The organism is Allomuricauda sp. NFXS6, from assembly GCF_040148835.1.
GTDB lineage: Bacteria > Bacteroidota > Bacteroidia > Flavobacteriales > Flavobacteriaceae > Flagellimonas.
The window spans coordinates 191,546-217,684 of sequence record NZ_JAGEMG010000004.1; the positions used below are offsets into that span (position 1 = coordinate 191,546).

Below are 26,139 nucleotides of genomic sequence, written 5' to 3' on the forward strand. Positions count from 1 at the left end.
GTGTAATGCTTAATTTTGCAGCAAAATTGAATTACATGAGCCAATTCCATGCTTTAAAAATAGCTGCGGTAGATAAATTAACACCAAATTCCGTAGCACTCACCTTTGATATTCCAGAAAATCTTAAAGACAAATTTAGTTTCAAGGCAGGGCAATACATTACCCTCAAGCATCAATTGAACGGAAAGGAACTTCGCAGGGCCTATTCCATTTCTTCTCCACCATCTTCAGGAAAATTAACGGTGGGCATCAAAAAAATGGAGGACGGGACGTTTTCTGTGTACGCCAACGAAAGTTTGAAAGCTGGAGACACCATCGATGTTATGGCACCTGAAGGAAGATTTGTTTTTGAGGGAACCGCCCCTAAAAAAATTGCTGCCTTTGCGGCTGGTAGTGGCATTACCCCGATAATGAGCATTGCCCAAACCGTTTTGGAGAGCAATCCTGAAAACACTTTTGTACTGGTGTTCGGGAACCAATCACCGGAGGAGACTATGTATTTTAAAACCATACAGTCTCTTAAAGAACGATACGGAGAACGTTTTTTTGTACAATATGTGTACAGTAGGTCCAATGAGGAAGGTGCCCTTTTTGGAAGGATTGAGCGCTCCACCGTCAACTTTGTGCTGAAGAACAAGTTCAAAGGAGTCGAATTTGATGCTTTTTACCTTTGTGGGCCTGAAGAAATGATAGAGCAGGTCACCGACACCTTAAAGGACAATGGTGTTTCCAAAGAAAAAATCCATTTTGAACTGTTTACCAGTGACGACACCGAGGACGAGCTTGCCGAAGCATTGGAAGGCAAAACCGAGGTAGAGGTTCTTTTGGATGATGAGACCTTCACCTTGATCATGGATAAAAAAGAATTGGTGCTTGATGCCGTTCTAAAACAAGACATAGACGCTCCTTATTCTTGCCAGGGCGGTGTCTGCAGCACTTGTATTGCGCGCCTTGTCGAAGGAAAGGTGGAAATGGTAAAAAATCAAATTCTCACCGATGGCGAGATTGAAGAAGGATTTATATTGACCTGTCAATCGCACCCGATCACTGCAAAAATCAAAATAGACTACGACGACGTATAATCTTTCAATTTGTTTTAATTGAAGGTTTAGCTCTTGGACAACATTTTTTCCAAGACCTTACTGGCGTGCTCATATCCAATATTAAAGGCGTTCTCGATGCCTTTTTTATCCAGCACACCAATGGATTCCAATTCCCTCGGCTCTATAAAAAGGTCGCATTGGTGTAGTTTTTCATCGTTTGAAGCATGAATCATCAGACTGGTGACCCTGCCTGTAAGTTGGAACGAATTTCTCAGATCTTTTTTTTGTACGGGGACTGTTACGGATACATTACTTCCAATAATAAAATCTGATTTATCCTTTACATATTCGATCGGGAAATTGTTCATAATGCCTCCGTCGGCATAAAGTACATTGTTTATTTCCACTGGACTAAAAACGGGAGGCAAAGCAGCAGATGCCAACAAAGGTTTTATAAGCTCTCCCTTATCGAATACTTTCTCCTTTCCGCTCAATAGGTCGGTTGTCACCACATACAATGGTTTGTCCAAACTCTCAAAAGAATTGTTAGGGAAAAAATTCTTAAAAATATCACTGTATCGTTCCGTATCAATAAAGCCTGGTTTAATGATGGTGAAAAAACTGTACTGGAACAAAGGGGTCTCCTTAAAGAACTTTAGCATATCCTCCACCGTGTTGCCGTTGGCGTATAGAGCGCCTACCAAGGCACCAACACTGGTCCCGGAAACTACCTTGGCTTCAATTTGGTGTTCGCGCATGGCTTTGATCAGTCCAATATGGGCCATTCCCCTAACACCTCCACCGGAAAGTGCCAGACCTATGGATTTATCTTCGAGCATCTCACTTTTTAAATGTATAAGGGTAAAGTTAATACAATGATGGGTTATCAAAGCTGCTTCTGTATTGCATTTCGATTAAATTTCATCAAATCCCATCAAAAACCAAACCCACCTGCCCAAAACTCCGTATGTGATTATATAAACTAAAAATTAAATCACATGAAATCTTTTAGAAAATTGACACTGATATTATCCTGTATAGGATTCTTGACCATCGCAAACGGGTTTTCTCAAACCAAAATGGTAGGAGGCGCAGCCATGTACCCAAGTAAGGACATTGTATCCAACGCTGTGAACTCCAAGGACCACACTACCTTGGTTGCTGCAGTAAAAGCCGCTGGATTGGTAGAGACCTTACAAGGAGAAGGACCATTTACCGTATTTGCCCCTACCAACAGTGCTTTTGGAAAATTGCCAGATGGAACTGTGGACACATTGCTAAAACCTGAAAACAAAACAAAATTGCAAGCTGTACTTACCTATCACATAGTGGCCGGAAAATACAGTGCAGATGATTTGATGAAATGGATCAAAAAAGGCAATGGCATGACCGAACTTACCACAGTAAACGGAGGTACGTTGACCGCGATGATGGACAATGGTATGCTTATGATCAAAGATGGCACCGGAAATATATCCACCGTAACCATTGCGGATGTGAATCAATCCAATGGGGTGATCCATGTAGTGGACACGGTTGTACTTCCTTCAAAATAGTCTTTTTGTTTAGTTGATTTTTGATTACCAGAGAGGGTGTCTAAAAGTAAAGCGATGTCATATTGAGCTTGTCGAAATATTTTCAACTTATTGATAATCAATATCGGTTTCGACTGCGCTCAACCTGACAAATTCAAAATTTTGTTGCTTTTTAGACACCTTTTTTCGTTTTAAAAGTCTCATAATCAGATGTAAGCTCGTTTATTTTGACAAAACCAACAATTTATCAATCAAAACATGTAATCTATCCCAAATGGTTTCGACCAAAATGAATAGTGATAATTGTTGTATGTTTAGGTGTAACATTAAATAAAGAAAAATGGCCAAATCATATTACGATCCAGCAGACTTGAGAAAATTTGGTAAGATTACCGAATGGAGCGAAGAGCTGGGCAATAAATTTTTTGACTACTACAGTAAAGTTTTTGAGGAGGGGGCGCTGAGTGCACGAGAAAAATCTTTGATCGCACTGGCGGTTTCGCACGTTGTAAAATGTCCGTATTGTATTGATGCCTACACCAAAGATGGCCTTCAGCGAGGAATCACCAAAGAAGAAATGATGGAAGCCGTACACGCGGGAGCCGCCATAGAAAGTGGAGCCACCTTGGTACATGGTGTACAAATGATGAACAAATACGACAAACTTTCCATGTAAACCTTTTGATGAATGACGCAAAGCATACTTACAGACTTAAAAAAAGCAGCTAAGAAATCCTTAAAGGCACAGAAAGACACACTTGCCAACTCCCAAGCGCAGTTAGAAATCCTAAACGGGGAACTTTTTTCGGATGGTGTACTTCCCTACTTTAAGAATAAAATTGCAGAAACCGGCCAATTTCCGTTAAAGCCCAAAACATTGGAAGTGCTACAAATCAATGTGGGTTATATGTGCAATCAAGTCTGTGGGCACTGCCATGTAGATGCCGGACCGGACCGAAAGGAGATCATGACGAGGGAAACTATGGAGGAGTGTTTGGAGGTTATTCGAAATACGGGTGCCCATACCCTAGACCTTACCGGTGGCGCGCCTGAAATGAACCCGGATTTTAGATGGTTTGTGGAAGAGGCTTCCAAAGCAGGTATCAAAGATTTTATCGTGCGTTCCAACCTTACCATTATTTTGGCCAATAAAAAATACCACGATTTGCCCGAATTCTTTAAAAAGCACAATGTGCACGTGGTATCTTCCATGCCCCACTACACTCGTGGCAAAACGGACAAACAACGTGGTGATGGTGTTTTTGATAAATCCATAAAGGCGCTGCAAATGCTAAACGAAGTAGGTTACGGTATGCCCGATAGCCCTTTGCGCTTGGATTTGGTGTACAATCCTTCGGGGGCTTTTTTGCCTGCCGACCAGGCCGCTATGGAGCATGATTTTAAAAAGGCATTGAAAGAAGATTTTGATATTGACTTTCACAACCTTTTTGCCATTACCAATTTGCCGATTTCACGTTTCTTGGACTACCTGATTGCTTCGGACAATTATGAAGATTATATGTACTCCTTGGTAGAGGCCTATAACCCTGCCGCAGTGGAAAATGTGATGTGTACCAATACCATCTCCGTAAGTTGGGACGGTTGGCTGTACGACTGCGATTTTAATCAAATGCTGGACCTAAAAGTGGCGAGTTCCATAAAACACATTAAGGATTTCAATGATGAAGTGCTGAACAATCGGGACATTATTATCTCACAACATTGCTATGGTTGTACCGCTGGAGCTGGAAGCAGTTGCCAGGGGACAGTGGCTTAATCCACTACCGAAGGAAAAACCCCTCGTGTGCCCATGTCCACAACAGTTTCGCCCAACAAAGGTTCATATTTGCCGTTGCCGTTGCCGTCTTCCCATTCAAAACTTTGGTTAATGGATATGACCACTTCTACATTAATGTCATCCGTTGCATTTTGAGGTATCACCAAAGCTGATGGGAATTGCCCCGTAACCACGCAAGAACCTTCGGGCACTGGAGACGTATCGTCAATGGGGTTGGGCACAGTAGTTTGAGGGGCCTCTCCTTGGGTTAACTGGGTAAGAACAAATCCTTCGATTTCTCCGGTAGTTTCCAAACCAAAATAGCCCTGGGCCTTGTTGCCATTGACCGAAACAGTCTGCTTATCGATTACATAGCTCCCGATATAAGTGTTGTAACCTAAAAAAGAAGCCACAACACCATCCACATCAATATTGTCGTCCACGTTGGCGGGCCAGTCGGGAATTTCCGTTTCAGCGCCCTCTAAATTATATACGATTCTGTATTTCTGATAGCCGATAGAGGCCCTAAAATATTCGTAGGTGCCAGTACTAACAAAACTTAAGGGCACACTAAGCGTATTTAATTCATCATTAAAAAATACTTCGCTGTCAAAATCGATCGCAGTTGCCCCTCCACTTCCCGTAGTGGCTGTAGATACAACGGTAACCCCCTCATCGTACGGGGTAAATTTATCGGGGTACAAACCAATAAAATGCAATCCCAAAACATCAAAATCGGGATCTTGCGCAGCATTGCCTTCCGGCACCGAAACTGGGTTTCCCAAATTATCCAATCGTTCGGCATCAGCATCCATTATAAAAGTAATATTAAGTCTTGGGCCAGCATTGGGGTTTTCGATGGGTTCATCGGTGGAACAGGAAAGCATAGTAATTCCTATCAATGCGGAGAAAATCAAGCTTGTTTTTTTCATAGTCTGTTTTTTAATGTGATTTGGGTTGAACGTCATAAATGGACATGGAAAGTTAAGATAATTGATTTAACTATAAAATTTACGGTGAGTTGATAAATAGTAATTATGATTTGGTGTTTGGTTCCAACACCCCCAACAACTTCTCCAAAATATCCTTTGGTTTGATGGTGTTCATGGCATTCTCATAGCCTTGGGGCACTTTATTGCCGTAAACCGATGTTGGGATCAAAGGATATTCTTCACGGTCGGCCAAAAGTGCATTTTCCATCGGCTGGCCAAACGGATAAAAACCAGCGTAAGGATGCGTAACGCCCCAAAGTGTCAATACGGGAATACCATAATTGGCGGCCATGTGCGCATTGCCGCTGTCCATGGACAGCATCACATCCAAATTGGAAATGAGCTGTAGTTCTTCGGATAGGCTAAGTTTACCTGCCATGCACTCTGCATTTTGGTAATCTTTGGCAAGTCCTTCCAATACTTCCACTTCTTTAGCCCCTCCACCGAACAACAAAATTTTATACTTATCGGTATTATTAAGCGCTTTAATGACCTCTTTGGTCGATTCCAATGGATACATTTTGCCTTCGTGTGCGGCAAAAGGTGCAATTCCGACCCATTTTTTGGTGTCCTGCTGCACCAAACCAAGCACTTTTTCGGAAAGCTGAACTCGTTCCAAGGGTTTGGTATTGGACAAGTCAATCGGAAAACCCAGTTTAGTAAAAACATCGGCATACCTTTCGTGTGTGCTCTTTAATTGTTCAAAGACTTTGTTCTTGGTGCGGGTAAGTGCTTTTTTGTCCTTTCTCCCTTTATCAATTTGGGCAAATGGTATGCTCTCCAACGCAAAATACTTTTTTAGAATGCGGCTGCGCAGCACATTGTGTAGGTCTGCAACAGCATCGAACCGTAAAGGTTTAAGTTCTTTGTACAGGCGCCAAAGCCCCATTAAGCCTTTATGCCTATTTTTAACGTCTGCTTCTTTTACTTCCACGTTCTCCAATCCATCAAAAATGGGCCTAAACGGTTTTTTGGTAAGCACCGTAAGTTGTATTTCGGGATATTGATCCGTGAGTGCACAGATAACGGGGACGGTCATCGCCACATCGCCCATGGCCGACAAACGAATGACCAAGATATGGGTATGTTTACCCTTTTTGTCCACGAAGCACAGGGTTTAGTTCATCGTCGTTATACATTTTCATCTGCTTGTAAACCTTCATGTACTTATCTCCGGATTCTATATCTGCCAACAATTGATCAATGGCGGTGGAAAGATCTTTCTTCTGCTCCAAAAGAACATCCAACTTCGCCCTACATTTATCGACGTGTTCTTGAGACGCATCAGTACGGTTCACTTCCTCTTGCATGTGATAGATCTTCAGTGCCAAAATGGAAAGCCGATCGATGGCCCACGCAGGACTTTCGGTATTGATAGTAGCACCACCCTTTACCTGAACCGATTGGTATTTATTCAAAAAATAGCTATCGATATACTCCACCAAATCCGTACGGTCTTGATTGCTGGCATCTATTTTTCTTTTGAGCTCCAAGGCTGCTACAGGTTCAATTTCCGGGTCGCGGATAATGTCCTCGTAATGCCATTGTACGGTATCTATCCAGTTTTTTCTGTAAAGTAAATGCTCTATTTTATCCTTTGGATAAGGATTGGAAAATTCTTGTTGTACATCATCATTGATGTGATAGGTATCAATACTTTTTTGGAATATTTTGAAGGCAAAATCGCTGAACATAACTATAAAATTTGTTCAAAGATATTGCTTTATGCCATACTTAGTTAAGATGAATGGCAAAAAGCGAACAGGCCAAAGCCATGCAACCGATCAGTACTACCTCTTGGAGTTTACGCTTTGCAATGGCTTCGAAATAATTGGTAAAAAAAACGGCTGCTGGAAAAAATGTTATGATTACTGGAGAAGCATCCGCAGGGGTGAACAGGATGATGCCTGTCCCCAAAACAAAGATCAAGAACACTATTCTTAGCAACAGCAGTTTGCCTCCGCTGGTATTTCGCAGTCGAACAAACACCAGAACAGAAACGATAATGGTCAAAATAAGGTAGATCAAAGTCTTAATGTTCAAGACCTGAAAAAATGATTTGGTGGTAAAAAGTCCCAAAGAGAACTGATAATGCTCCTCAAAAAAATTCAAAGACCCTTTTAATTTCAAGAAAGTGAACGTAAGAAAGAATATCGTGGCCATACCCAAAAATGGTACGAGCCAGTTTTTAAATGTCCTACGATCGTAGACACCGATTACAAAAAAAACAAGGAACATAAAGGCCAGGGCCCAATCGTAAAATAAACTTGCAATGGTGATCAAAAGTGAAGCATCAAAAATTTTGTGCTTTACGTTTCTAATAGATTTGACGGATAATATCCTCCAAAAAGCCAGTAGCAGGAAAAAGTTGGCGAAAATCACATATTGAAGCACCAGTTCATCGGAGAATGTCACGATCAAAAGCAAAAAAAAGAGCATAGCGTAGGAGTTGGATTCCGTAGCCTTCTCGGCCCTTACAATTTGGTTGATGGTAAATACGGAGAACAATAATACCGTGAACAGCAACAGTTCCAATGCAATAACCTGGTTGATTCTTTGTTCCCCTATTTGAAAAAAAACATCGGTGAAGTAAAAAAGGAACAAGAGAATGGCAAGAACAATGTAATTTATGGGTTTAGTTTTTCCGAAAAAGCTTGAAATCATCCTATCTTTTGCTACTTTTGTAAAGTAAATATAGCCAACATGAGCAAGTTTTTTTACGGTATAGAGGACTTATTTGTAAACTACCTTTTCGCACCACTGGATTTTTTCCGTTTTATGGACAGCTGGTGGGGTGCCAACTCCATTAACTGGATTTTTATGATCATTGGCTTTGTAGCCATGGTTTATTGGATGGGCCAATTGAAAATTTTCAATGAAAGTGGTGAAGAAGATAAGAGTATCAGTTCTCACTCTTACCTATAAATCGAACCCTAGATCCTTTCGGTAATACATTCCATCAAAATGGAGCTTTTCCATATTTTGATAAGATGTTTTTAACGCTTCCCTAAAATCTTTTCCAAAGGAAGTTATCGCTATTACCCGACCCCCGTTAGTGACTACTTTTCCATTGGATAATTTTGTTCCCGCGTGGAACACTATGGAATCTTTGATGTTTTCGGTTCCTGATATTTCCTTGCCCTTTTTATACGCTTCAGGATAGCCTCCGGACACCGCCATCACGGTTGTCGCCGCCCTTTCGTCAATTTGAAGATTTACTTGGTCCAAAGTTCCATTCGCCATTGCGAGAAGCACTTCGACCAAATCAGTTTTAAGCCGTGGAATGACGACTTCGGTCTCAGGGTCGCCCAAACGAACGTTGTACTCGATTACCTTGGGTTCGTCTCCGACTTTTATCAAACCAATAAAGATAAAACCAACATAGGGCAGATTGTCCTTTTTAAGGCCGTCTACAGTAGGTTTTACGATTTGACGCTCAATCTTATCCATGAAGGCCGAATCGGCAAAGGGCACAGGGGAAATAGCTCCCATGCCTCCCGTATTGAGTCCGGTGTCTCCCTCGCCTATTCTTTTGTAATCTTTGGCGGTAGGAAGAATTTTGTAGTTGGTGCCATCAGTAAGCACAAAACAGCTCAGTTCAATGCCGTCCAAGAATTCCTCGATGACCACCGTGGCACTTGCGTTGCCGAACTTGGAGTCTAGCAACATGGATTTGAGCTCACCTTTGGCTTCTTGTAAATCCTGAAGAATCAAAACGCCTTTACCTGCCGCCAAACCATCGGCTTTGAGCACATAGGGTGGTTTTAAGGTTTCCAAAAAGCTATAACCTTCTTGCAATGTTTCACTGGTAAAACTTTGATAGGCTGCCGTTGGAATGTTGTGTCGCATCATAAACTCTTTGGCGAACTCCTTGCTGCCTTCGAGTTCCGCTGCTACTTTCTCTGGCCCTATAACAGGAACCGTCTTCAGCATGTCATCATTCAAGAAAAAGTCGTGTACTCCATTTACCAAGGGGTCTTCTGGCCCCACCACAACCAACTCGATGCTTTCTTTCAACACCAATTGTTTAATGGCTTTAAAATCGTTGACACCCACCTCAACATTTGTGGCGATTTGTGAAGTGCCGGCATTACCGGGCGCTACAAATAGTTTGGATGTTTTCGGACTTTGTGAAACTTTAAGGGAAATGGCATGTTCGCGACCACCAGAACCCAAAACCAGGATATTCATGATTCAACGTTTTGGCAAAAATAACGCAATTCAAATTTAATTTGGCTGTTATTTTAAAATGATCTAAAACTCTCTGCTTGGTACGCCTGCCTGCTGTTATTAGGTTATTGGGTTATTGGGTTATTGGTAAAAGTAGGAAGTTTGAACCTGTTAGGGGTCAGAAAGCATCCGTTCGTGAAATTTGTGTCCTACATCCCCTATGGTCACCTCTAGGTACAATTTCTCTTGCGCTTGACGCTTGAACTTGTGCTTGATGTTGGAAGTCGTGTTCTGATTTGGAGTTTGCCTGCTTGCAGACACGAATGCCACAAATCACCACGAATACTCTTCGTCATTTCGAACCGAATCCCAATAACTATCGGGAGAGTGTGAGAAATCTCAAGAACAAACAGATTTCTCCGTCGTCCTTACACTCCTCATTTTAAAGTGACAAAAAATTACGGCAAAAATTCCCTATGAGATTCCCACAACTGGTCGTGTGAAAGTGACTTAAAGTATTCGAATACTTTTTTAAGGCCTTCGGAACGGTGCACTTTGGGTTCCCAATCCAAGATTTCCTTTGCTCGGGAAATATCCGGCTGTCGTTGCATGGGATCATCTTGTGGCAATGGCTTGAATATAATTTTTTGGTCGGTTCCTGTGAGCTTGATGATTTCTTCGGCAAATTCCAAAATAGTAGTCTCATCCGGATTACCAATGTTGATGGGTTCTACATAATCGCTCATCAATAGGCGATAAATTCCTTCAATCTGGTCGTCGATATAGGTAAACGAGCGTGATTGCGAACCGTCTCCAAAAACGGTCAAATCCTCGCCACGAAGTGCCTGGCCCATAAAAGCCGGGACGACACGACCATCGTTTAACCGCATACGGGAACCGTAAGTGTTGAAAATCCGAACAATGCGTGTATCCAATCCATGGTGCCGGTGATAGGCCATGGTAATGGACTCCATAAAACGTTTGGCTTCATCGTACACCCCTCGTGGGCCAATTGGGCTAACATTGCCAAAATAATCCTCGCTTTGGGGATGTAACAAGGGGTCTCCATAAACCTCCGAAGTTGATGCCACCAAGATACGTGCCCCATGGTCCCTGGCCAATCCCAACAAGTTGAGTGTTCCCAAAGAACCCACCTTTAGCGTATCAATGGGAATTTTTAAATAATCTATGGGGCTTGCAGGTGAGGCAAAGTGCAGGATATAATCCATTTTTCCCGGAACATGGACAAATTTGGTAACATCGTGGTGGAAGAACTCGAACCTTTTAAGGTGAAACAAATGTTCAATGTTCTTTAAATCACCGGTTATTAGATTGTCCATGCCAATCACATGATGGCCTTCGGCTATAAATCTATCGCAAAGGTGTGAACCTAAAAAACCTGCTGCTCCGGTGATTAGTATTTTTTTCATTCTTTATCTTTCTTCTTTTTAGGAGCGTTTTCTTTTTTTCCCTTAATCGCCTCAATTTTTCGCTTTAACAAGATTTTTTGCTTGAGGGTCGTAAAGTTGTAATTATACTTAAAGAATATATATGCTAAAAAAATCACTACACTTACCAACATAATCACCATTCCTGTATTTTTTGCTTTACTTCCCAGAATAATAAAAAGCACTACAAAGATGATATTGAAGCAACCTATGATGAAACTAGCCTGTTTATGGGAAAGGCCCCAAAAATCGATTAAAATATGATGAATGTGATTACGGTCAGGTGAAAACGGCCCTTTTTTATTGGCGATTCTAATAGTAAACACACGAGCGGTATCAAACAAAGGCACTATCAAAATACTTATAGCAATTAATGGGGCGTTTTCCAACAAAAATGGTAGCTCCCCATATGCTGTAGGCTCGAGGGCTAGAAACTTTAAGGTTAAAATACTTATAACAAACCCGATAATCAAAGAACCCGTGTCCCCCATAAATATTTTTTTGTTTGAAGATATATTAAAGCCAAAAAAGGCCATCAAACATGCATTCATGGTAATGGCGATCAGTGCAAAAAAATACTCCTGGGACAAATAAAAAATAGTTGTGTAGATTACCATTATTACAATACCCACTATTGATGCGAGTCCGTCGATTCCATCAATAAGGTTATATGAATTAATGATGGTAAGCATTAAAAAACCTCCAATCACTAAATAGAGGTAATAAGGTATCTCATATATGTTCAAAAAACCATTAAGAGACTCAATACCAAAACTATCATTAACCAGAACAAAGCTGATAGCCAACATTTGAGCTATTAACTTAGAAACTGGCGATAGAACAACCAAATCATCTTTGAGACCTACTATAAACAAAATTGTAAGTCCTGGAATAATGTAAATATATTCTAAATGCTCAGCTCGGTCTTTAATAAAAAACAAGGTGAAGATCAAACAATAAAAGAAAGCAATTCCCCCCAAGGTGGGGGTTTTTGACTTGTGTGAGCTTCGATGATCTGGATCATCCATTAATCTTTTATATTCCACAACACCGATTATTCTCGGAATCGTCAAATAGGTCAATAAAAATGACCCGATAAAAAGTAAAATGGCAGTTTCAAGAAAATACATTGGTCATGCTCTTTTTATACCCTACCAAAGATAATCTTAATAAGGAATTTCAGTAGTGATGTTTGTCTAGAAAATCGAGTAGGTTCCTTTACCAAACGGTAAAACCATTCCAGCCCGAGTTTTTGAAAAAATTTTGGGGCCCTCTTTTTTAAGCCGGTATATACATCAAAGCTACCGCCTAAGCCCATATACAGAGCAGGATGTTCTTTGATAAGGCCAGACATTAACATCTCCTGCCTTGGGCTTCCTTGGGCAACAAATACAACATCCGGTTTTTTGTTCAATAATTCTTTTATCAGTTTCTCTTTATCCCCTTGCTTAAAAAAGCCATCCCGATATCCTTTAATTTGGATGTCAGGGAAGTCTTTCCTTAGCTTGTCCACTGTTTGTTGAATTACCCGTGGAGTTGTTCCAATAAAGTAGAACGACTTTGATTTATAGTACTTTGATATAATATCCAGCCAAAACTCGGCTCCAGCAATCTTAATGGCGGTTACTCCTTTAAGACGTAAGGCAAAAACAGCTCCAATTCCATCTGCATATCCAATATTATCATTGATTATTGCGTCTAGCGTAGCATCTGTTTTGTTGAGTTTTTCTGCATTAATTGCTATGAGAATTTTTTTCTTGTCACTTATATAACTCAAAAAATCATCCTTGGAGCCAAATGCATAAATTCGCTTTCCGTTGACTAGCTGGCTCTTAATGTCCATACTCAATAATTAACTGGATTTTATGGGTCAAAGGTATCATTATTTAAGGTACTTATCTCAAGTCATCTGATGCAATTACCTGGAGTAAACAACAAAACTGTGTTGTTGTGCCATTACATCAACAAAATTTTTGAGCTTTTTTAATGAGTAAGGTGTAAACGCTTTGGGATGTCCAATTAGCACAAAACTACCTTCATTAGCTGTTTTTTTGATATAATTTTTGAGTGCCTTTTGAATGAGGGAAATTTTAAAGCCATCGATTGAAACTACAGAATATGAAGAAGATGACATTAGCCGAAGGGCTTCTTTTTTACTCATGGGCACAGCGGCACCATCCCCTATTGAATTATGCTCAGTGCTTCCTTTTAATTTTTTAAAAGCAAAATTCCAAAAAAACAAGGGACCTACTTTAATTGAACTTATGGGAATCTCTTGGAAGTCCCCTTTCGAATCAGGCTCTGTTAGAGTAGAGGAAAACTTATAGTCTGTTTGGTATGGTTCTACATTTCTAAAATCAAAACTCTGATTGCTTGAGGAATAATATCCTTGGGGATATACCGAGCTATCAATCAACACCCCATTTGCTTTAAGTGCCCTTCCTATATTGCTAAAAGGTTGTGCAGACCAACCACCTGCTCGATAAGCGACCGGAGATTTGCCTGCAATTCTTTTTAAAACATTTGTATAATTGGTGACTATATCGAGCACTTCATCTTCTTCAAAATCCGAAAGCTTGTACCTAGAAGTGTCAAAAACCCATTTCTCCCCATTATAATAAGAATCTTCCCAGTGCGGGTGCACATGCAGTTCAATTCCATGACCGTTGTAAGCTAAATCTTTAATCTGAGTGGTAACTTTTATATAATCTTCCCGTAATTTTTGATACTCTGCCTTTTGTTTTTCCAAGGCTATTAAATAACCCGCATCGACAAAAAAATTGGCTTTAATGCCGTGCGGGTCCAATATTTTGAGAAGAGCCTCTGTTGGTTCTATGATGCATTTTTCTACCGAACCGCTTTTTGGGCCAAAAAAAAGTTCATAGTCGAGGGTTATATAGATATCCATCTTCTCCTATCTCAGTTTCGCATTTAAAAAGTCATTAAGCCATGCAGAAATAGAAGTTAGCAAGAAAATATGTCTTTTGTCGTATTCTCCGTTGGATTCTGTATAATTGTCCAGTAACCTTTCCACTACTTTTAAATCAAAGTGTGTGGAAAAAGGCGTGTTTTTTTCTAAAAGGACATCTTTGAAATGGTTTTTTTCATTTCTGAACCATGTATCAATGGGTGTCATAAATCCTTTTTTGGGGCGATTGACCACTTTTTTAGGAAGTACTTTTTTAGCTAGCTTTTTATGAATCAGTTTTGAAGACCTCAGGTTTAGTTTATAATCTAAAGGCAGGCTGTTTATAAAATTAACTAGCTCCAAATCCAACATTGGGACACGGGCTTCTATACTAAAATGCATGGTCATTTTATCTGTATACATAAGTAAATCATCAGATAAGTTCATATGTTGATCTAAAAACATCATTTTATGAACATTGTTTGATTTTTCTGGAAGAATGAAATCTCCCATAGATGATAAAAGGTTATGTGGGATATGGGAATAGTTTAGCCCAGTCAAAGCATCTATATCGTTCGGGTTAAAAACTTCTGCGCTCAAAATAAATCTATTGTATGATTCCGGTTCTTGAAAAATTTTAGCCCCTCTTTTAATTTTAGAGGAGCTCAGGTATTTTTCCATTCCAACCAATCCTTTGTCAAAAAACCTTGGCATTTTACTGTATATCAATTCACCTTTATATTTGCCGTACCCCGCTAAAGGCTCATCAGCACCTTGACCTGTAAGTACGACCGACACATGGTCTGATATAAATTCTGACAAAAAATACATTGGAAGAATAGACCCTGTAGCTGCGGGTTCTTCGACGATATTTATGATTTTATTCAGAGCATTTTGGAAGTCATTAAAGTCTATCTTTTTACTATAATGCTCCAATCCTATAATATCTGCGGTTTCCTTTGCTTCTTTTATTTCGTTTTCAATTTGATCTCCTTTAAAGCCAATTGTAAAAGACTTCAAAATCTTTTTTGAGTGTTTCCGAGCGTAATGGCCCACAAGTGCAGAATCTATTCCCCCGCTCAACATTATTCCAACATCCACATCAGAGAGAAGTTGTCTTTTAATGGCTTTTTCCAGATAAAACTCATATCTCTCTATGGCTTCATTAAAAGAAATATCCTCTGTTTCTTTATACTTTTCTAAAAATGTCCGTTTGGTCATTCGAATGTTTTCAGTAGAAAGGTCAAATTCAATTATTTCTCCAGGCCTTACCTTGTTTATATCATTTATAAGTGTAAGTGGGGAAGGCGTATAACGCAACCTCAACAAACATGAAAGCGCTTGTTTATTAACCTCTCTGGATCCCGTGATTTTCACCAATGGCCTAAGCTCTGATGAAAAGACCAGCCTATTGTTTTTAAAATAATAGTAAAGAGGTTTAACTCCATGAGGATCCCGAACCAAATAAAGTTTCCTTTCCTTGATGTCCAAATATGCAAAAGCAAATATGCCATTTAACACCCTCAACTTATCCATACCATCTTGGGAAAAAAGATTTACAATTGTCTCAGTATCAGACATCCCCTCAAATGTTACGTTAACATTTTGTCTTAGTTGATGGTGATTGTATATTTCGCCATTGAAAATTATTCTGCTTGTATCTGCAGCATCGGACATAGGCTGATGCCCCCTGGCTGACAAATCTTGTATGGAAAGTCTTTTATGGCCCAAAGTAACCATGTGTGGGCCTATGGGAATCGATTCCAGTCCCTCATCGTCTGGCCCTCTGTGTTTTATTAGCTGTAGTTCTTCGCTACCAAAGCCAATGTTTATAGATCCTAATATACCACACATTAAAAGTCCTTGTTTAAATTATACGTTCGATTCGTTCTTATTTTCGACCACAATTTCTCATCCCCATATCGATAGAAATAAAAAAAAGAATTTAATAATGAAAAATAGATTATACCAAAGTGTCTTTCAAGTATATTCTCAGTAAACCCAGTAATTGATACTATAAACAAAAAACCAATATACATGAAGTCTGAACTTGATACACTTTTAAACAATGACAAAAAGAAAACAAGCATAAAGGTTAAAAAGAAAACAGTACCTCCTGTCAACAATAATCCGACATATTGGTTATGAACATTGAATTGATTTTCGTAAGCCTTCAATAGACCTTTCTCTTCATAGCACTTCAATAGCTCGGGCTCCTTCTCATAAGCACTTCCATAGCCTAACCATATTTTTTTATTTATCATATTAACACCACACATATTCATTTGAAGTCTTTTTTTTAAGGATGCTTTTTCCCCTGGATTATTTCCATACTTGGCATATCGAAATGTTTTAGTGGGGTTAAAAACAGTATCTATAACACGTTCCCTAACTATGGGAACATAGGTTAAGAACAAACCCGAAAATAGAACTATCCCCAAAAATACAAATAGTCGCTTTCTTGATAATTTACTGAAAAGGAACAGCAGCAGCAAGGTAATTGTTACAACAATTTGTATCCTACTACCAGAAAGAACAGTTATCAATAGGGATGAAATCATCATTGCATACGAAAAAATCCGTTCCCCTGGCTTTTGTTTTTGAACCAAGAACAACAAGAACAAGATGGCCAGATTGTTCAAAAGGCCCAAATACGTTGCATGTACGTCAAAATACTTGAGTAGTCCTCGGTAACTAAAAAAATACCAATTAATCTTCGAAAAATCAGGATATTTCGAAATCTGTCTCGCCATAGCAACTGTAAAAATACTGATGTTATAAACGAAAAGCATCCTGACAAGTACTGCCAAAACTTTATTTCTTGAAATCACAACATTACCCTTTAGCAATAAAAAAAGAAAAGGGAACACAATCAAAGGAAGGTTTCTTATCACAAATTTTTTTTCCATCAAAATTCCCGGAAAAAAAGAGCTTGTAAAAAGGTATATAAAAGGCAGGGACAATAGTAGAGCACCTATAAGGTCGTCTTTTTTCAGTTTCGGCCTAATCTTGTCTTTGATGAAAGTTAAAAGCGATAGCATCAGAAACAATATAATGGCTATACTATTGTAAGATGGTTTTAGAACCAATGAAAATAGAACTATACCCAGGCCATACTCAAAGAAATTTATATTGGCTTGTTTTATACTATTCAGCATTGGCAAAAGATTTTATTTCCTTATAAAGGTCTCGTGCAACCTTTTTAGAATCATACTCCAAGGCCGTACGTCGAGCATTATAAGACATTTCTGTTTTCTTTTCATGGGGCAAAGAGAGATAGCATGAGATTTTCCTATATAGCTCCAATCCATTCCCTGCTTCAAAAAGATATCCATTGTACCCATCTTTTATATAGGATTGAAGACCTCCTATGTTGCTGCCGATTACGGGGACACCGCATGCCATGGCTTCTAAACCAACAAGCCCTAAGCTTTCAAATAGTTTGGTGGGGAATACATTTATGTCAAACTTGCTTAAATGGTATGGCAGTTCTTTGTGGGATAGGGCCCCTACTATCGTAACATATTGATCAATGTTTAGTTCATTAAGTCTTCTCACCAATATTCCGTGGTCGGTTCCTCCTCCTATCATGATGGCGTTGAATGGAATCCCATTTTGTTTTAGATAAAAAAGAGCGTCCACAAATACTTCCCACCCCTTGCCTTCTGAAATTCTAGAAAAAAACCCTATGACCAGTTTTTCGGTCTTGGTTCTATCTTCCTTTTCTCCAGGGCTGAACCTTTTTGTGTCAATTCCTCCAGATGGAGAAACAATGATCTTGCTTTTTTTCACGGGAAAGTTTTGGACCATGAACTTCTTCAGATAATCCGAAGGTGCGATCACTAAATCCGAAATTGCAAAGACTTTGGGAGACAAACTTCTTGCATTTCCGGAAAAATCCACAATATATCCTCCATGGAAATTAACAATAAGTGGAATTTCAGGCCTAATCTTTTTAAATAAATAGAGTGGCCAAACAGCAACAGGCACAAAGTGCAAATAAACGATACCAAACTTTTTGGCCTTAAGTAAATTGAAACAAATGGAGCAGACAAATTTTAAATACTTGTACCCTTTTAAAAGTTTGTTCCTTTCCAAGCCCCTGATTAAGCTTTTGGCAACGAAATTTACCCCGAGTTCTGCCAGATACAATTCCGAGTTCTTCACAAAAATGCCGTAGTAAGGGGTTTTGCTTGACGGGTACATGTTTGATATTAGAAAAACATTGAGCATATCTAAACACTATGGATTTCCCAATCTGAGGTATTGAAGCCGAATTTCTTTTCCAAAGCTACAACATCGGGCAAAAGTTCCTCCTTTAAATATTTTTTTTGTTCCAAAGTCAATTGATAATCTTCTTTCTGAATCCTTTTCCCGCCATATTTGCCAAACAATAGACGAAGTTTGTCTTTTGCTACTTGTGGAATCAAAGGTGTTATTCGAAACTTGCGCAGAATCTCCCTTATAAAGCGATATATCCTAAAGCTTTGACCTATTGCAGATTTTTTTTCATTATGTAGGTAAGACGTATCATACTGGAACCTTTCAAGCTCAAGAAATTCTGTCACCTCTCTCATAACTTCTTCAATATCGTTTTTCATTCTTGAAAAATCAACAAGTAGAAACTGATCTTTTGGAAAGAATTCCAAATACTTCATAAGTTGTTTGTGGTATTTGGTAGATTCAATGATTCTTGTATCCAAACATTCGTAGATGGGCCTAATTGTATCTCGATCGGCTAAAAATTGATGGGTTTGTGATTCAATTTTTTGAAAGGGGTCTCTAAGAATATAGATGAACTTAAATCCCAAACCAGATTCTTTCATGTTTCCTGTAACATTCCAGAATCCATCTTGGGTATAGTCTGTCGTTGCATCGATTTTATATTTATGAACTTTTTCATTGTAGCCGACAAATTGTTCATCATACCATTCTATGCCCTTTTCCCAATTCTTGATGTTTCCAAAAAAATTCGGCTCTTTTTTAAATCCTCCCACAATGGAGGGGTGTTGTCTTAAATATTCATAAAGACTTGAAGTCCCTCCTTTTTTGGTTCCTATGATAATGCAATATTTCATTTATGTTGTCTTAAGATTTGGTCAATGGGGTCACCGTGGTATCTTCTTCCCTTTAAAAGGTAGCTAAGTCTTAATCCATAATTCATCAACATATATTTAAAAGGTCTATGAACTACTTTAAAGGCATATCCCTGTTTTAATTCAGGGGCAAAAGATGTTTTGAACCTTTGAATATTATGATATTTGGAATTTTCAGGAGGATTTATTCTCGCTCCAACGAAGTCATACATTTCTACACCCCGGTCGCGAAGGATTCTCATAGCTTCAAAGTGTAGAAAGTTTAATGATCCTGTATAAGGTTTGGGTGTACTACCTCCAAATAGATAATACCCCGTATCCTTGTCATATGGGATTCCAACCACACCTTGAATCTTCCCATTCTGTACCGCTTTAAGAATTAGTAAATTATCCTTCAATCTGGTTTTCAAATTCTTAATATAATCAAGTGAAGGGGCCAATAAATTTTCTCCCTGTCTTTCAAAAGTGTCTTTCATGATCCGCCAAAGCTCCTCGTAACTGGCCTCGACAACCTTCACATCTCCTTTTATTGCCTTTCTAACCATGTTCCTAGTTTTACTTTTGATAGAATTCATCAATTCTTCATCAGAAAGCTGAATATCCTTGGTATAAGTCCCCCATGGAACAGATATAGAACCATCCGGAACAACTTTGAATACAGCATTGGATTGGGCTTTGGCCACCATATCCACATTTAATTCTCGCTTTATGAGCTTTAATGTTTTATTTAAAAATTCACGTTCTTCCTGATTAGTGGGCTTCATATCTTTTGATACAATCTCAGTAGTAAAAATAAGCCTAGAAAAAATGTATCTCTTGTCAATGATAAACGGCAGAGTAAATTTTTTGGAGCATATCCAGCCATATCTCTCAGACCTACTTTCTAAAAAGGCCTTTTTGGCAAAAACAGGTAGTTGTGTATCATCAAATTTGTTTAGTATCTCAATCATATTGCCCTTTTAATGAAGTTCATAATCCAAACAGCATCAGAATAGACAATGTAGCTTGGGTATAAGATAATAGGGACTGGACCTTTTAAATCCTTTCTAAATTCATCTGCATACTGTCTAAGCTCCTCTTTTCTTGTTTGTTTATAGAGTACTTGCAACTGCACAATGTGGAGTTTATGATACCATGGATTACAATACGTATAGTGATTTCTAAGGGATGGGACATCTTTGGAATACGCACTCCAATGACCTAGGTCAAACTCGCTAATCTTATCGGCCAGTACATTACTATATTTTTCGAACAATAGTTGTGCTTTTTGGTTTTTTAGAATACTTGCCGCATCGTAAAGTCCTAAAATGGAATAGTTGAAACCGTTTAGGACATGCATAGGTGGATTAGTTGGATATTCTTCCAAAAATGCCTCAAAATCTCTCTCGGAGCTCATAATACCCCCTTCAGCTATTTTTATTTCAAAAGATTCTAAGCCCATATTCGCTGCCCTGCAAAAAACAGTGTCCCCAGATATTTCATAGGCCCTAGAAAAAACAGATAAAGCAAGTCCTTGGGCAAGAGCGGAATACCATGGGGGTTCTATTTTTTTGTCCAAACTTGAAACAGGAGTGTTAAATGGTATCCGCCCAAGACTATCTTGATTTGACATAAGCCATTTCGCATTTATTAAAAAAGATTTCAATGCGATACTATCAGAATACTTGTTCGCTTGTTGTAAGTCCCTTAAACTGCCAAGTCCTATTGCCACCGGACTATAAAAAACCTCTTCTCCTTTGGTAAAGTTCGTTTTCTTTGATTGATCGATCATGTACACTCCGTTTTCATCCTTTACAATGGCTTTTTGGTCTTTATATGACAAAAACCTAATGGGGTAGTTTGTAGAATAAATCCCCTGGTCCGTTGTCTGTTCTTCCACCCGCCACTTATTGTGTATGCCAACGGCCCTTATTGCCACAGACAATACATAAAGCAAGGCAACGCCAAGGACTATTTTTTTTTGCTTAAATCTTTTCATTCACTACTGATCCGGTTGGGGTTATTGGTGACACCTAGAACAAAAATAGAGGCTAAAATTCCAGCTACGGTAGGACTGTAAAATACATGCCCAGCAAAATAACCGTGCAAAAAAACCAATAAAACTATTAGTACAACTGAAAAATAAAAGATAGTTTGTTCATTGCAAAGATTAACAATAATGCGCAAAAACAAAAAACCATATGCAAAAATCAGTATCAATAAGAGCAAGAGGCCATAAGCACCCTTAAAATCATGGAAGTCTCTTTCTACATATGCTCCCTCTTCAGTTTTCTTTCCTTTTTCTCCTTTTGCATAAGAGACAAAATTTTTGCTGAACGAACTCATTCCCTCTCCAAACATCGCTTTTATAGTAGACCTCTCCTCAAAATATTGGTTGGACCACTTTGTAACATCTGAACGAATACCTTTTGAAAGGATTTTTTCATACTTATTTACAAAATATGGAGTGCTCTCCACAAGCCTGTAAATTGATATTGATGAGACCAACACTACAATAATCGAAATAAAAACAATTACCAGCCTTTTGAGCACTCCCATTTTTTTTAAGAAGAATTCAACTAACGCATAAAAAATGACAACCACTGTTGAAGCTATCATTCCGGTTGTAGTGCCCAAGAGAATCAAAGACAAATAGCCAATGAAAATCCATGCCCAATGGATTTTGTAACTTTTTCTGTTGAATAAAAAAAAAGTGAACAGCAGTAAAATGGTGATTCCAATATCATTCGCAGCAAGAAAAAATGATTTGGTTCCGAATCCCCACCCGTTGTAGGCGGACGTCCCTATATTCGTAAAAAAGGAAAAGCATATTAGCCCTGATGCTGCTTTAAAGTAAAGTTTCAGATATTTAATTATATATTTTTTCTTGTTCTCTTGCCAAATTTTTGCCAAAACCCCATAGATGACAAAGAAATAAGTGGCCTTCAACAAGAAAGAAAGCTCCATCAAAAAATCGAATTTTTCATCCGAAAAGTACCAAACAATCACATGAATCAACCACAAAGGGATAAATATTTCAACAAAGCTTAATCCTTTTTTTGCCAGTAAGAACAAAAGTCCAAAAAACCATAGCAAGCCTCTGAACAATCTGCCAATGGAAAAATCAAATTGAACGAGTTCGAACATCCCATTAAGGGCATCGACAAAAAGAGGTATGAAGATTATGGCATACAATAATCTTGCATGTAATTTTTCCCTATTGACTTTAAACTGATAAAGCATCTATGCGCTTCTTTAAAAAGCCCCAAAAACCACAGGCTTTTATTGCCGTTTCATAAAGTGTTGGTGTGTCAGAAATACATATTCTATTAAGTCTAAAGATATTCGTCTGCAAATCATTAAATCCAAAATCTACAGTTACTGCATTGGTGTAACCCTCAGCCCGAACTATTCGTACATCTCTATCGTTATATTTTCCGTAAGGATATGCGAAAGAGGTTATTGCATCTCCGAGTTTGTTTTCAAGATCTTTTTTACACTTTCCAATTTCTGTAATAGCAGTTTTCTCGGTAACTTCTTTCAGATTGGGGTGCGAAATGGTATGTGCTTGTATGTCAAAAACACCTCTGGCCCGTTTAAGTTCCCCATTGTTAAAAAGGTCAAAGCCATCTAATCTGTCCTTGTTTGAACACACATATATGGTGGGTCTGTTTTTAAACTTTTGAAAAAGGCCCATGAGTTCCAAATTGCTTCTTCTACCATCATCGAAGGTTATCACCAATGGAAAGTTTGGTAATTTGGGCGAATGGTTTATCCTATAATTTATATAATCATCCAAAGTGATTACAGAGTAGCTCTTATTTAGAAAAGTGATTATTTTTTCAGCATTGACAAGCGGAAGTTCATGAAACAAAAGAATAGTAACCTTGTCTTTTTGAAACAAATGCTTAAACAAGTTATGTAATCTTAAGAAATAAAATATCTTAAACGCAGTATTTTTCATTATTTCCAATAGTCTATTTCATTTCCTAGAAAAGTCTCCAGACTTGTAATATCCGATCTGTAAACCTCATCTAAAAGATAAAGGTACAACTCTTTGTTTATTCTTTCTTCCACAACCTTTTTTCTATTTATCCTCTTAAAAAACTTTCTAATATTCTTCCTATATTTAAAAGATGGAACAATAAACTTTAAGGCCTTTCTTATTGGGTTGTTATGCTCAGAAAAGAAGAGCTTGTGAAATGTTCTGCTCTTTGGCAAAAATTTGGGATTTGAAACTTTGTTAACGGACAGACTCGAATTGATGTCTGCTCCCAAAAAAGAAAGGATATTTTGAATCTCATTTGCAGGGTCTTTGCTAAGCCTTTCCAAAAACAAGATTTTGATATTCTCCTTCCCAACAAAATCAATATATCTTTTTAAATGCTTAAAATAGAAACCTCTCTCAATTATTGTGGAATAAAACGGCATGTCTTTCCCTATTTTACCTTTTGTCCCAAAATATTCATTAATGTTAGGTACTTTATGCCCATATGTCCTTTTTTGATGCAAATATTCAGAAAAAGCCCTATTGGCCGGATTACGGAGTATTACAGCAATCTTTATAGAGGACCCAAAATCATCGACTATACGCTGTGCTGCTTTCTCTGAATATAGATAGGTGGCTGATATTTCACCAGTTATTTTTTCATTACTTGAACCTGAGAATTTTTTTTCATACCATTTTATTCCTTTTTTATAGTTTTCATCATCATCAAAAAAATGAAAGTCCTTTTCATCTGGCAAGCAGATATCAGGATGTTGTATCAAGATATCATGTAATGTAGTAGTGCCAGATTTAGCCGCACCTATGGTCAAAAAGTTTATCATTATTTATATCTTGTTATTGTTTTGTGGCCGACAAGGGTTTTTATTTATCCAAATATCCAAACAACCTCATTTCACTGGCTGCCTTAGTCTCTATAATTTCTTTTTCCTCTTGATTTAAAACCGTTTTCCATTTACCAATAGAATCTGTGTTCAATGGGTTTCCAATGTTAACGTGATGCTTACGCCTTTTAACATCACCAAGATTATCACTATACTTCCAGAAATCAAGAAGTTTTGTTGAGTAGTTGATGTTTAAAAATGTGCAAATCTTTTTTAGTTCATCCTCGGGAAATTCCACTAATTTTTCATATTTGACTTGGAAATACTGGTCCTTCCCTAAGAGAGTCTCCAACTTGACCGCCTTTTTATTAGACTCAATCCAAAAATCCAATGCATCCCAAATATTGTCATAAAGCCCGGCTTTGACATAGGAGCAGACCACATCCCTAGGATCTCTGACAATATGTATAAATTGAGCATTTGGAAAAATTTTATACAACTTGTCAATGTAAATTGTATTGATTGGGGTTTTGTCTCCCCATCTTATATCCTTTTGATTCTTTTCCTCGGCATAAGTGGAGTAAATTACATGTAAAATATTTGATAGTGTTCGTCTATTTTTTGGCAATCCCCTGGCTTTTTCATGTGCCTTGTACAAGTTTACTTCCCATGTATCAAATTTGTGAGCCTCAAACTCACCTATAACCCATGAACATAATATTTCCCATCGGAGAAAGGACATAGGCCAAAAACGCCTAATCAACCTCGGCCACACATAAGATTCAGGGGGAATTACCACTTCTTTTCCGGTCACCAACATTGATCTTAGCAAGGTATTGCCAGACCTGCCGCACCCAATTATGAAAAATGGTTCTTTAAATTGATGCCTCGTAGTGATTTTTTTTCTTACTGAAAAAAAACTTATAAGAACAACAACCGTTTCGTACAACCAAACAAGAAGCAACGAAACTTTAGATTTCTTAATATTGTTCATCCTTTAAAATTGATTGGTGAATAATATGATTGGATTCCCAGTTTTGTTTTTAAATAAATTGCCCCCGCTATGTTCCAACTTGCCAAGCTAACTACTGTGGAAATTGCTGCTCCAAATCCGCCATAGAGAGGAATAAGCAATATGTTTAAAACAATGTTTAGACATAGCGCAAGCAAAACAATGTTTTGATATATTTTTTGTTTGCCAATCATTTGCAATATGATTCCCACAGAACCCGACACGGAATTGATTATTTGCCCCAAGCATAATATGATAAGAATCCGGCTTCCTTGGACAAATTCGTGGCCAAAAATGCTTAAAAGATACCTATGGAGCACAATTATAGAAAATGCCACTCCCAATGTTATGTAAAAATTTAATGCCGTTGTAGTTCGAATTAGTTTTTTGAACATCAACAGCTTTTCTTCTTGATGGTATTTTGCCAGTTTGGGTGCCAATATTGAATTTATGGCCTGAAGTGTAAAACTTGTAAATGCTGCTATTCTTAAAGCCACGTTATAAATCCCAACATTTTCATCAGTCTCATAAATGCCCAGGATAAAAGTGTCCGACCAGCCCAGTACAATTAGAATTGTAGAAGATAACATCATTGGAAACGAATTCCTCAAAAATAACCACGTGTTGTGCCTTGTTCGAAAAGAAACTTTTCTTAAAGTTCTGGTCGCAAAATAGAAAGACAAAAAAGACAACGCTAAAATGCCATAAAAATGGGCCTTAATCGCATTTAATGGAGAATCTGTCAAATTAACCAAAATCAGAAAACTCAAAACGGCAAAACTGAACCTTCCAGGATTGTTCAAAAAAGCGAACCAGTTATTGCTCTTCTTTGCCCTTAACAAACTTGCACAAAGCAACGACGATGTCCAAAAAGGTATTGCTAGTACTGTCCAGAGAATATAAGGCTCCAACTGGGGTTTTTTAAAGATTTCCTGAACCACAATGTCCTTTAGGGCATAAAGTAAAATCGCCAGGAATATGGAGAATACAACAGATTTTAACCATACCCTATAAAACAACCCCCTGTCCTCCCACTTGTTATCAGAAGCGTAGTACCTTACTAGATTGATATCAAGACCTAACCGTCCCAAAATACTTGAAAAAAGAAATAATGCAAAGCAAAGAGATATTAGGCCAAAAACTGAAGCTCCATACTCCTTAGTAACAAAATAAGTGAACACATATGCCATTAATAGTCCACCTATTCTTATAGACAAAAAAGAAAATCCTTTTGTAAGGATTTCTTGAATGTCCATGTCGCTAATGATATTTTGTATTTTTTTCTTCACAGTATTAGCTTCCCAAAGTATGAATGTTAAATCATTCTATGTCATCAGAATAATCATGGT

General features: G+C 38.2%; 26 protein-coding genes. 5 read left to right on the forward strand and 21 right to left on the reverse strand.

Features of this window, described 5'->3' with window-relative positions:
• The first annotated feature begins 35 nt into the window (after positions 1-35).
• Positions 36-1,082: a 2Fe-2S iron-sulfur cluster-binding protein gene (locus J4E06_RS08050; protein WP_349523518.1), complete on the forward strand. Its 1,047-nt coding sequence runs from the start codon at positions 36-38 to the stop codon at positions 1,080-1,082.
• 26 nt (positions 1,083-1,108) lie between these two features.
• Here the strand turns inward: J4E06_RS08050 and J4E06_RS08055 are convergent, their stop codons facing one another.
• Positions 1,109-1,882 (reverse strand): patatin-like phospholipase family protein, encoded by a 774-nt coding sequence (locus J4E06_RS08055; RefSeq protein ID WP_349523519.1) that lies wholly within the window; start codon positions 1,880-1,882, stop codon positions 1,109-1,111.
• 159 nt (positions 1,883-2,041) lie between these two features.
• Here J4E06_RS08055 and J4E06_RS08060 point away from each other — a divergent pair, with 159 nt between their 5' ends.
• The 3 genes from J4E06_RS08060 (at position 2,042) to arsS (ending at position 4,355) form a co-directional block, all read left to right on the forward strand.
• Entirely contained in the window at positions 2,042-2,599 is a 558-nt protein-coding gene (locus J4E06_RS08060) for a fasciclin domain-containing protein (RefSeq protein ID WP_349523520.1), read from the forward strand.
• Between the two features lie 319 nt (positions 2,600-2,918).
• On the forward strand, positions 2,919-3,254 hold the full coding sequence (locus J4E06_RS08065) for an arsenosugar biosynthesis-associated peroxidase-like protein (RefSeq protein WP_349523521.1): 336 nt from the start codon (positions 2,919-2,921) through the stop codon (positions 3,252-3,254).
• Positions 3,255-3,266: 12 nt separating this feature from the next.
• Positions 3,267-4,355, forward strand: a complete 1,089-nt coding sequence (gene arsS / locus J4E06_RS08070; protein WP_349523522.1) for an arsenosugar biosynthesis radical SAM (seleno)protein ArsS — start codon at positions 3,267-3,269, stop codon at positions 4,353-4,355.
• On the opposite strand, the gene J4E06_RS08075 is transcribed toward arsS, so the two are convergent.
• From J4E06_RS08075 to J4E06_RS08090, 4 genes are all read right to left on the reverse strand, one after another.
• On the reverse strand, positions 4,352-5,287 hold the full coding sequence (locus J4E06_RS08075) for a hypothetical protein (RefSeq protein WP_349523523.1): 936 nt from the start codon (positions 5,285-5,287) through the stop codon (positions 4,352-4,354). The genes arsS and J4E06_RS08075 overlap by 4 nt on opposite strands.
• A 103-nt stretch (positions 5,288-5,390) precedes the next feature.
• Positions 5,391-6,452, reverse strand: a complete 1,062-nt coding sequence (locus tag J4E06_RS08080) for a glycosyltransferase family 9 protein (protein WP_349523524.1) — start codon at positions 6,450-6,452, stop codon at positions 5,391-5,393.
• Positions 6,436-7,041 (reverse strand): DUF4254 domain-containing protein, encoded by a 606-nt coding sequence (locus tag J4E06_RS08085; RefSeq protein WP_349523525.1) that lies wholly within the window; start codon positions 7,039-7,041, stop codon positions 6,436-6,438. The genes J4E06_RS08080 and J4E06_RS08085 overlap by 17 nt, the downstream gene beginning before the upstream one ends.
• 40 nt (positions 7,042-7,081) lie before the next feature.
• Complete coding sequence (locus J4E06_RS08090; protein ID WP_349523526.1) at positions 7,082-8,011, reverse strand: DUF6427 family protein; 930 nt, start codon at positions 8,009-8,011, stop codon at positions 7,082-7,084.
• Positions 8,012-8,050: 39 nt separating this feature from the next.
• Between J4E06_RS08090 and J4E06_RS08095 the strand changes: the two genes are divergently transcribed.
• Complete coding sequence (locus J4E06_RS08095; protein ID WP_293166338.1) at positions 8,051-8,272, forward strand: DUF6341 family protein; 222 nt, start codon at positions 8,051-8,053, stop codon at positions 8,270-8,272.
• On the opposite strand, the gene purD is transcribed toward J4E06_RS08095, so the two are convergent.
• The 16 genes from purD to J4E06_RS08175 all read right to left on the reverse strand — a co-directional run bounded on the left by purD (position 8,267) and on the right by J4E06_RS08175 (position 26,046).
• Positions 8,267-9,538, reverse strand: coding sequence for a phosphoribosylamine--glycine ligase (gene purD / locus J4E06_RS08100; RefSeq protein WP_349523527.1), 1,272 nt, complete (start codon positions 9,536-9,538; stop codon positions 8,267-8,269). The two genes, J4E06_RS08095 and purD, sit on opposite strands and share 6 nt — an antisense overlap.
• A 437-nt stretch (positions 9,539-9,975) precedes the next feature.
• Positions 9,976-10,947 (reverse strand): UDP-glucuronic acid decarboxylase family protein, encoded by a 972-nt coding sequence (locus J4E06_RS08105; RefSeq protein WP_349523528.1) that lies wholly within the window; start codon positions 10,945-10,947, stop codon positions 9,976-9,978.
• On the reverse strand, positions 10,944-12,095 hold the full coding sequence (locus J4E06_RS08110) for a glycosyltransferase family 4 protein (protein WP_349523529.1): 1,152 nt from the start codon (positions 12,093-12,095) through the stop codon (positions 10,944-10,946). The genes J4E06_RS08105 and J4E06_RS08110 overlap by 4 nt, the downstream gene beginning before the upstream one ends.
• Positions 12,096-12,109: 14 nt before the next feature.
• Positions 12,110-12,808, reverse strand: a complete 699-nt coding sequence (locus J4E06_RS08115; RefSeq protein ID WP_349523530.1) for a WecB/TagA/CpsF family glycosyltransferase — start codon at positions 12,806-12,808, stop codon at positions 12,110-12,112.
• A 75-nt stretch (positions 12,809-12,883) separates the two neighbouring features.
• Positions 12,884-13,714, reverse strand: a complete 831-nt coding sequence (locus tag J4E06_RS08120) for a polysaccharide deacetylase family protein (protein ID WP_349523531.1) — start codon at positions 13,712-13,714, stop codon at positions 12,884-12,886.
• A 165-nt stretch (positions 13,715-13,879) separates the two neighbouring features.
• Entirely contained in the window at positions 13,880-15,727 is a 1,848-nt protein-coding gene (gene asnB / locus J4E06_RS08125) for an asparagine synthase (glutamine-hydrolyzing) (RefSeq protein ID WP_349523532.1), read from the reverse strand.
• Positions 15,727-17,031, reverse strand: a complete 1,305-nt coding sequence (locus J4E06_RS08130) for an O-antigen ligase family protein (protein WP_349523533.1) — start codon at positions 17,029-17,031, stop codon at positions 15,727-15,729. The genes asnB and J4E06_RS08130 overlap by 1 nt, the downstream gene beginning before the upstream one ends.
• The gene (locus J4E06_RS08135) at positions 17,021-18,079 is read right to left on the reverse strand and encodes a glycosyltransferase family 4 protein (RefSeq protein WP_349523534.1); all 1,059 of its coding nucleotides are present in this window, start codon (positions 18,077-18,079) and stop codon (positions 17,021-17,023) included. Before J4E06_RS08135 ends, J4E06_RS08130 begins: the two co-directional genes overlap by 11 nt.
• A gap of 29 nt (positions 18,080-18,108) precedes the next feature.
• A complete protein-coding gene (locus tag J4E06_RS08140) occupies positions 18,109-18,951 on the reverse strand; it encodes a sulfotransferase domain-containing protein (RefSeq protein ID WP_349523535.1) in 843 nt (280 codons plus the stop codon).
• Complete coding sequence (locus J4E06_RS08145; protein ID WP_349523536.1) at positions 18,948-19,919, reverse strand: lipid II:glycine glycyltransferase FemX; 972 nt, start codon at positions 19,917-19,919, stop codon at positions 18,948-18,950. Before J4E06_RS08145 ends, J4E06_RS08140 begins: the two co-directional genes overlap by 4 nt.
• Positions 19,916-20,947 carry a D-glucuronyl C5-epimerase family protein gene (locus J4E06_RS08150; protein ID WP_349523537.1) on the reverse strand — a complete coding sequence of 344 codons (1,032 nt, stop codon included), beginning with the start codon at positions 20,945-20,947 and terminating at the stop codon, positions 19,916-19,918. The genes J4E06_RS08145 and J4E06_RS08150 overlap by 4 nt, the downstream gene beginning before the upstream one ends.
• Complete coding sequence (locus tag J4E06_RS08155) at positions 20,944-22,191, reverse strand: O-antigen ligase family protein (protein ID WP_349523538.1); 1,248 nt, start codon at positions 22,189-22,191, stop codon at positions 20,944-20,946. Before J4E06_RS08155 ends, J4E06_RS08150 begins: the two co-directional genes overlap by 4 nt.
• Positions 22,175-22,912, reverse strand: a complete 738-nt coding sequence (locus tag J4E06_RS08160; protein WP_349523636.1) for a polysaccharide deacetylase family protein — start codon at positions 22,910-22,912, stop codon at positions 22,175-22,177. Before J4E06_RS08160 ends, J4E06_RS08155 begins: the two co-directional genes overlap by 17 nt.
• Positions 22,912-23,778 carry a sulfotransferase domain-containing protein gene (locus tag J4E06_RS08165; protein ID WP_349523539.1) on the reverse strand — a complete coding sequence of 289 codons (867 nt, stop codon included), beginning with the start codon at positions 23,776-23,778 and terminating at the stop codon, positions 22,912-22,914. The genes J4E06_RS08160 and J4E06_RS08165 overlap by 1 nt, the downstream gene beginning before the upstream one ends.
• A gap of 40 nt (positions 23,779-23,818) precedes the next feature.
• A complete protein-coding gene (locus tag J4E06_RS08170) occupies positions 23,819-24,772 on the reverse strand; it encodes a sulfotransferase family protein (protein ID WP_349523540.1) in 954 nt (317 codons plus the stop codon).
• Positions 24,769-26,046, reverse strand: a complete 1,278-nt coding sequence (locus J4E06_RS08175; protein WP_349523637.1) for a flippase — start codon at positions 26,044-26,046, stop codon at positions 24,769-24,771. The genes J4E06_RS08170 and J4E06_RS08175 overlap by 4 nt, the downstream gene beginning before the upstream one ends.
• Between the last annotated feature and the right edge of the window lie 93 nt (positions 26,047-26,139).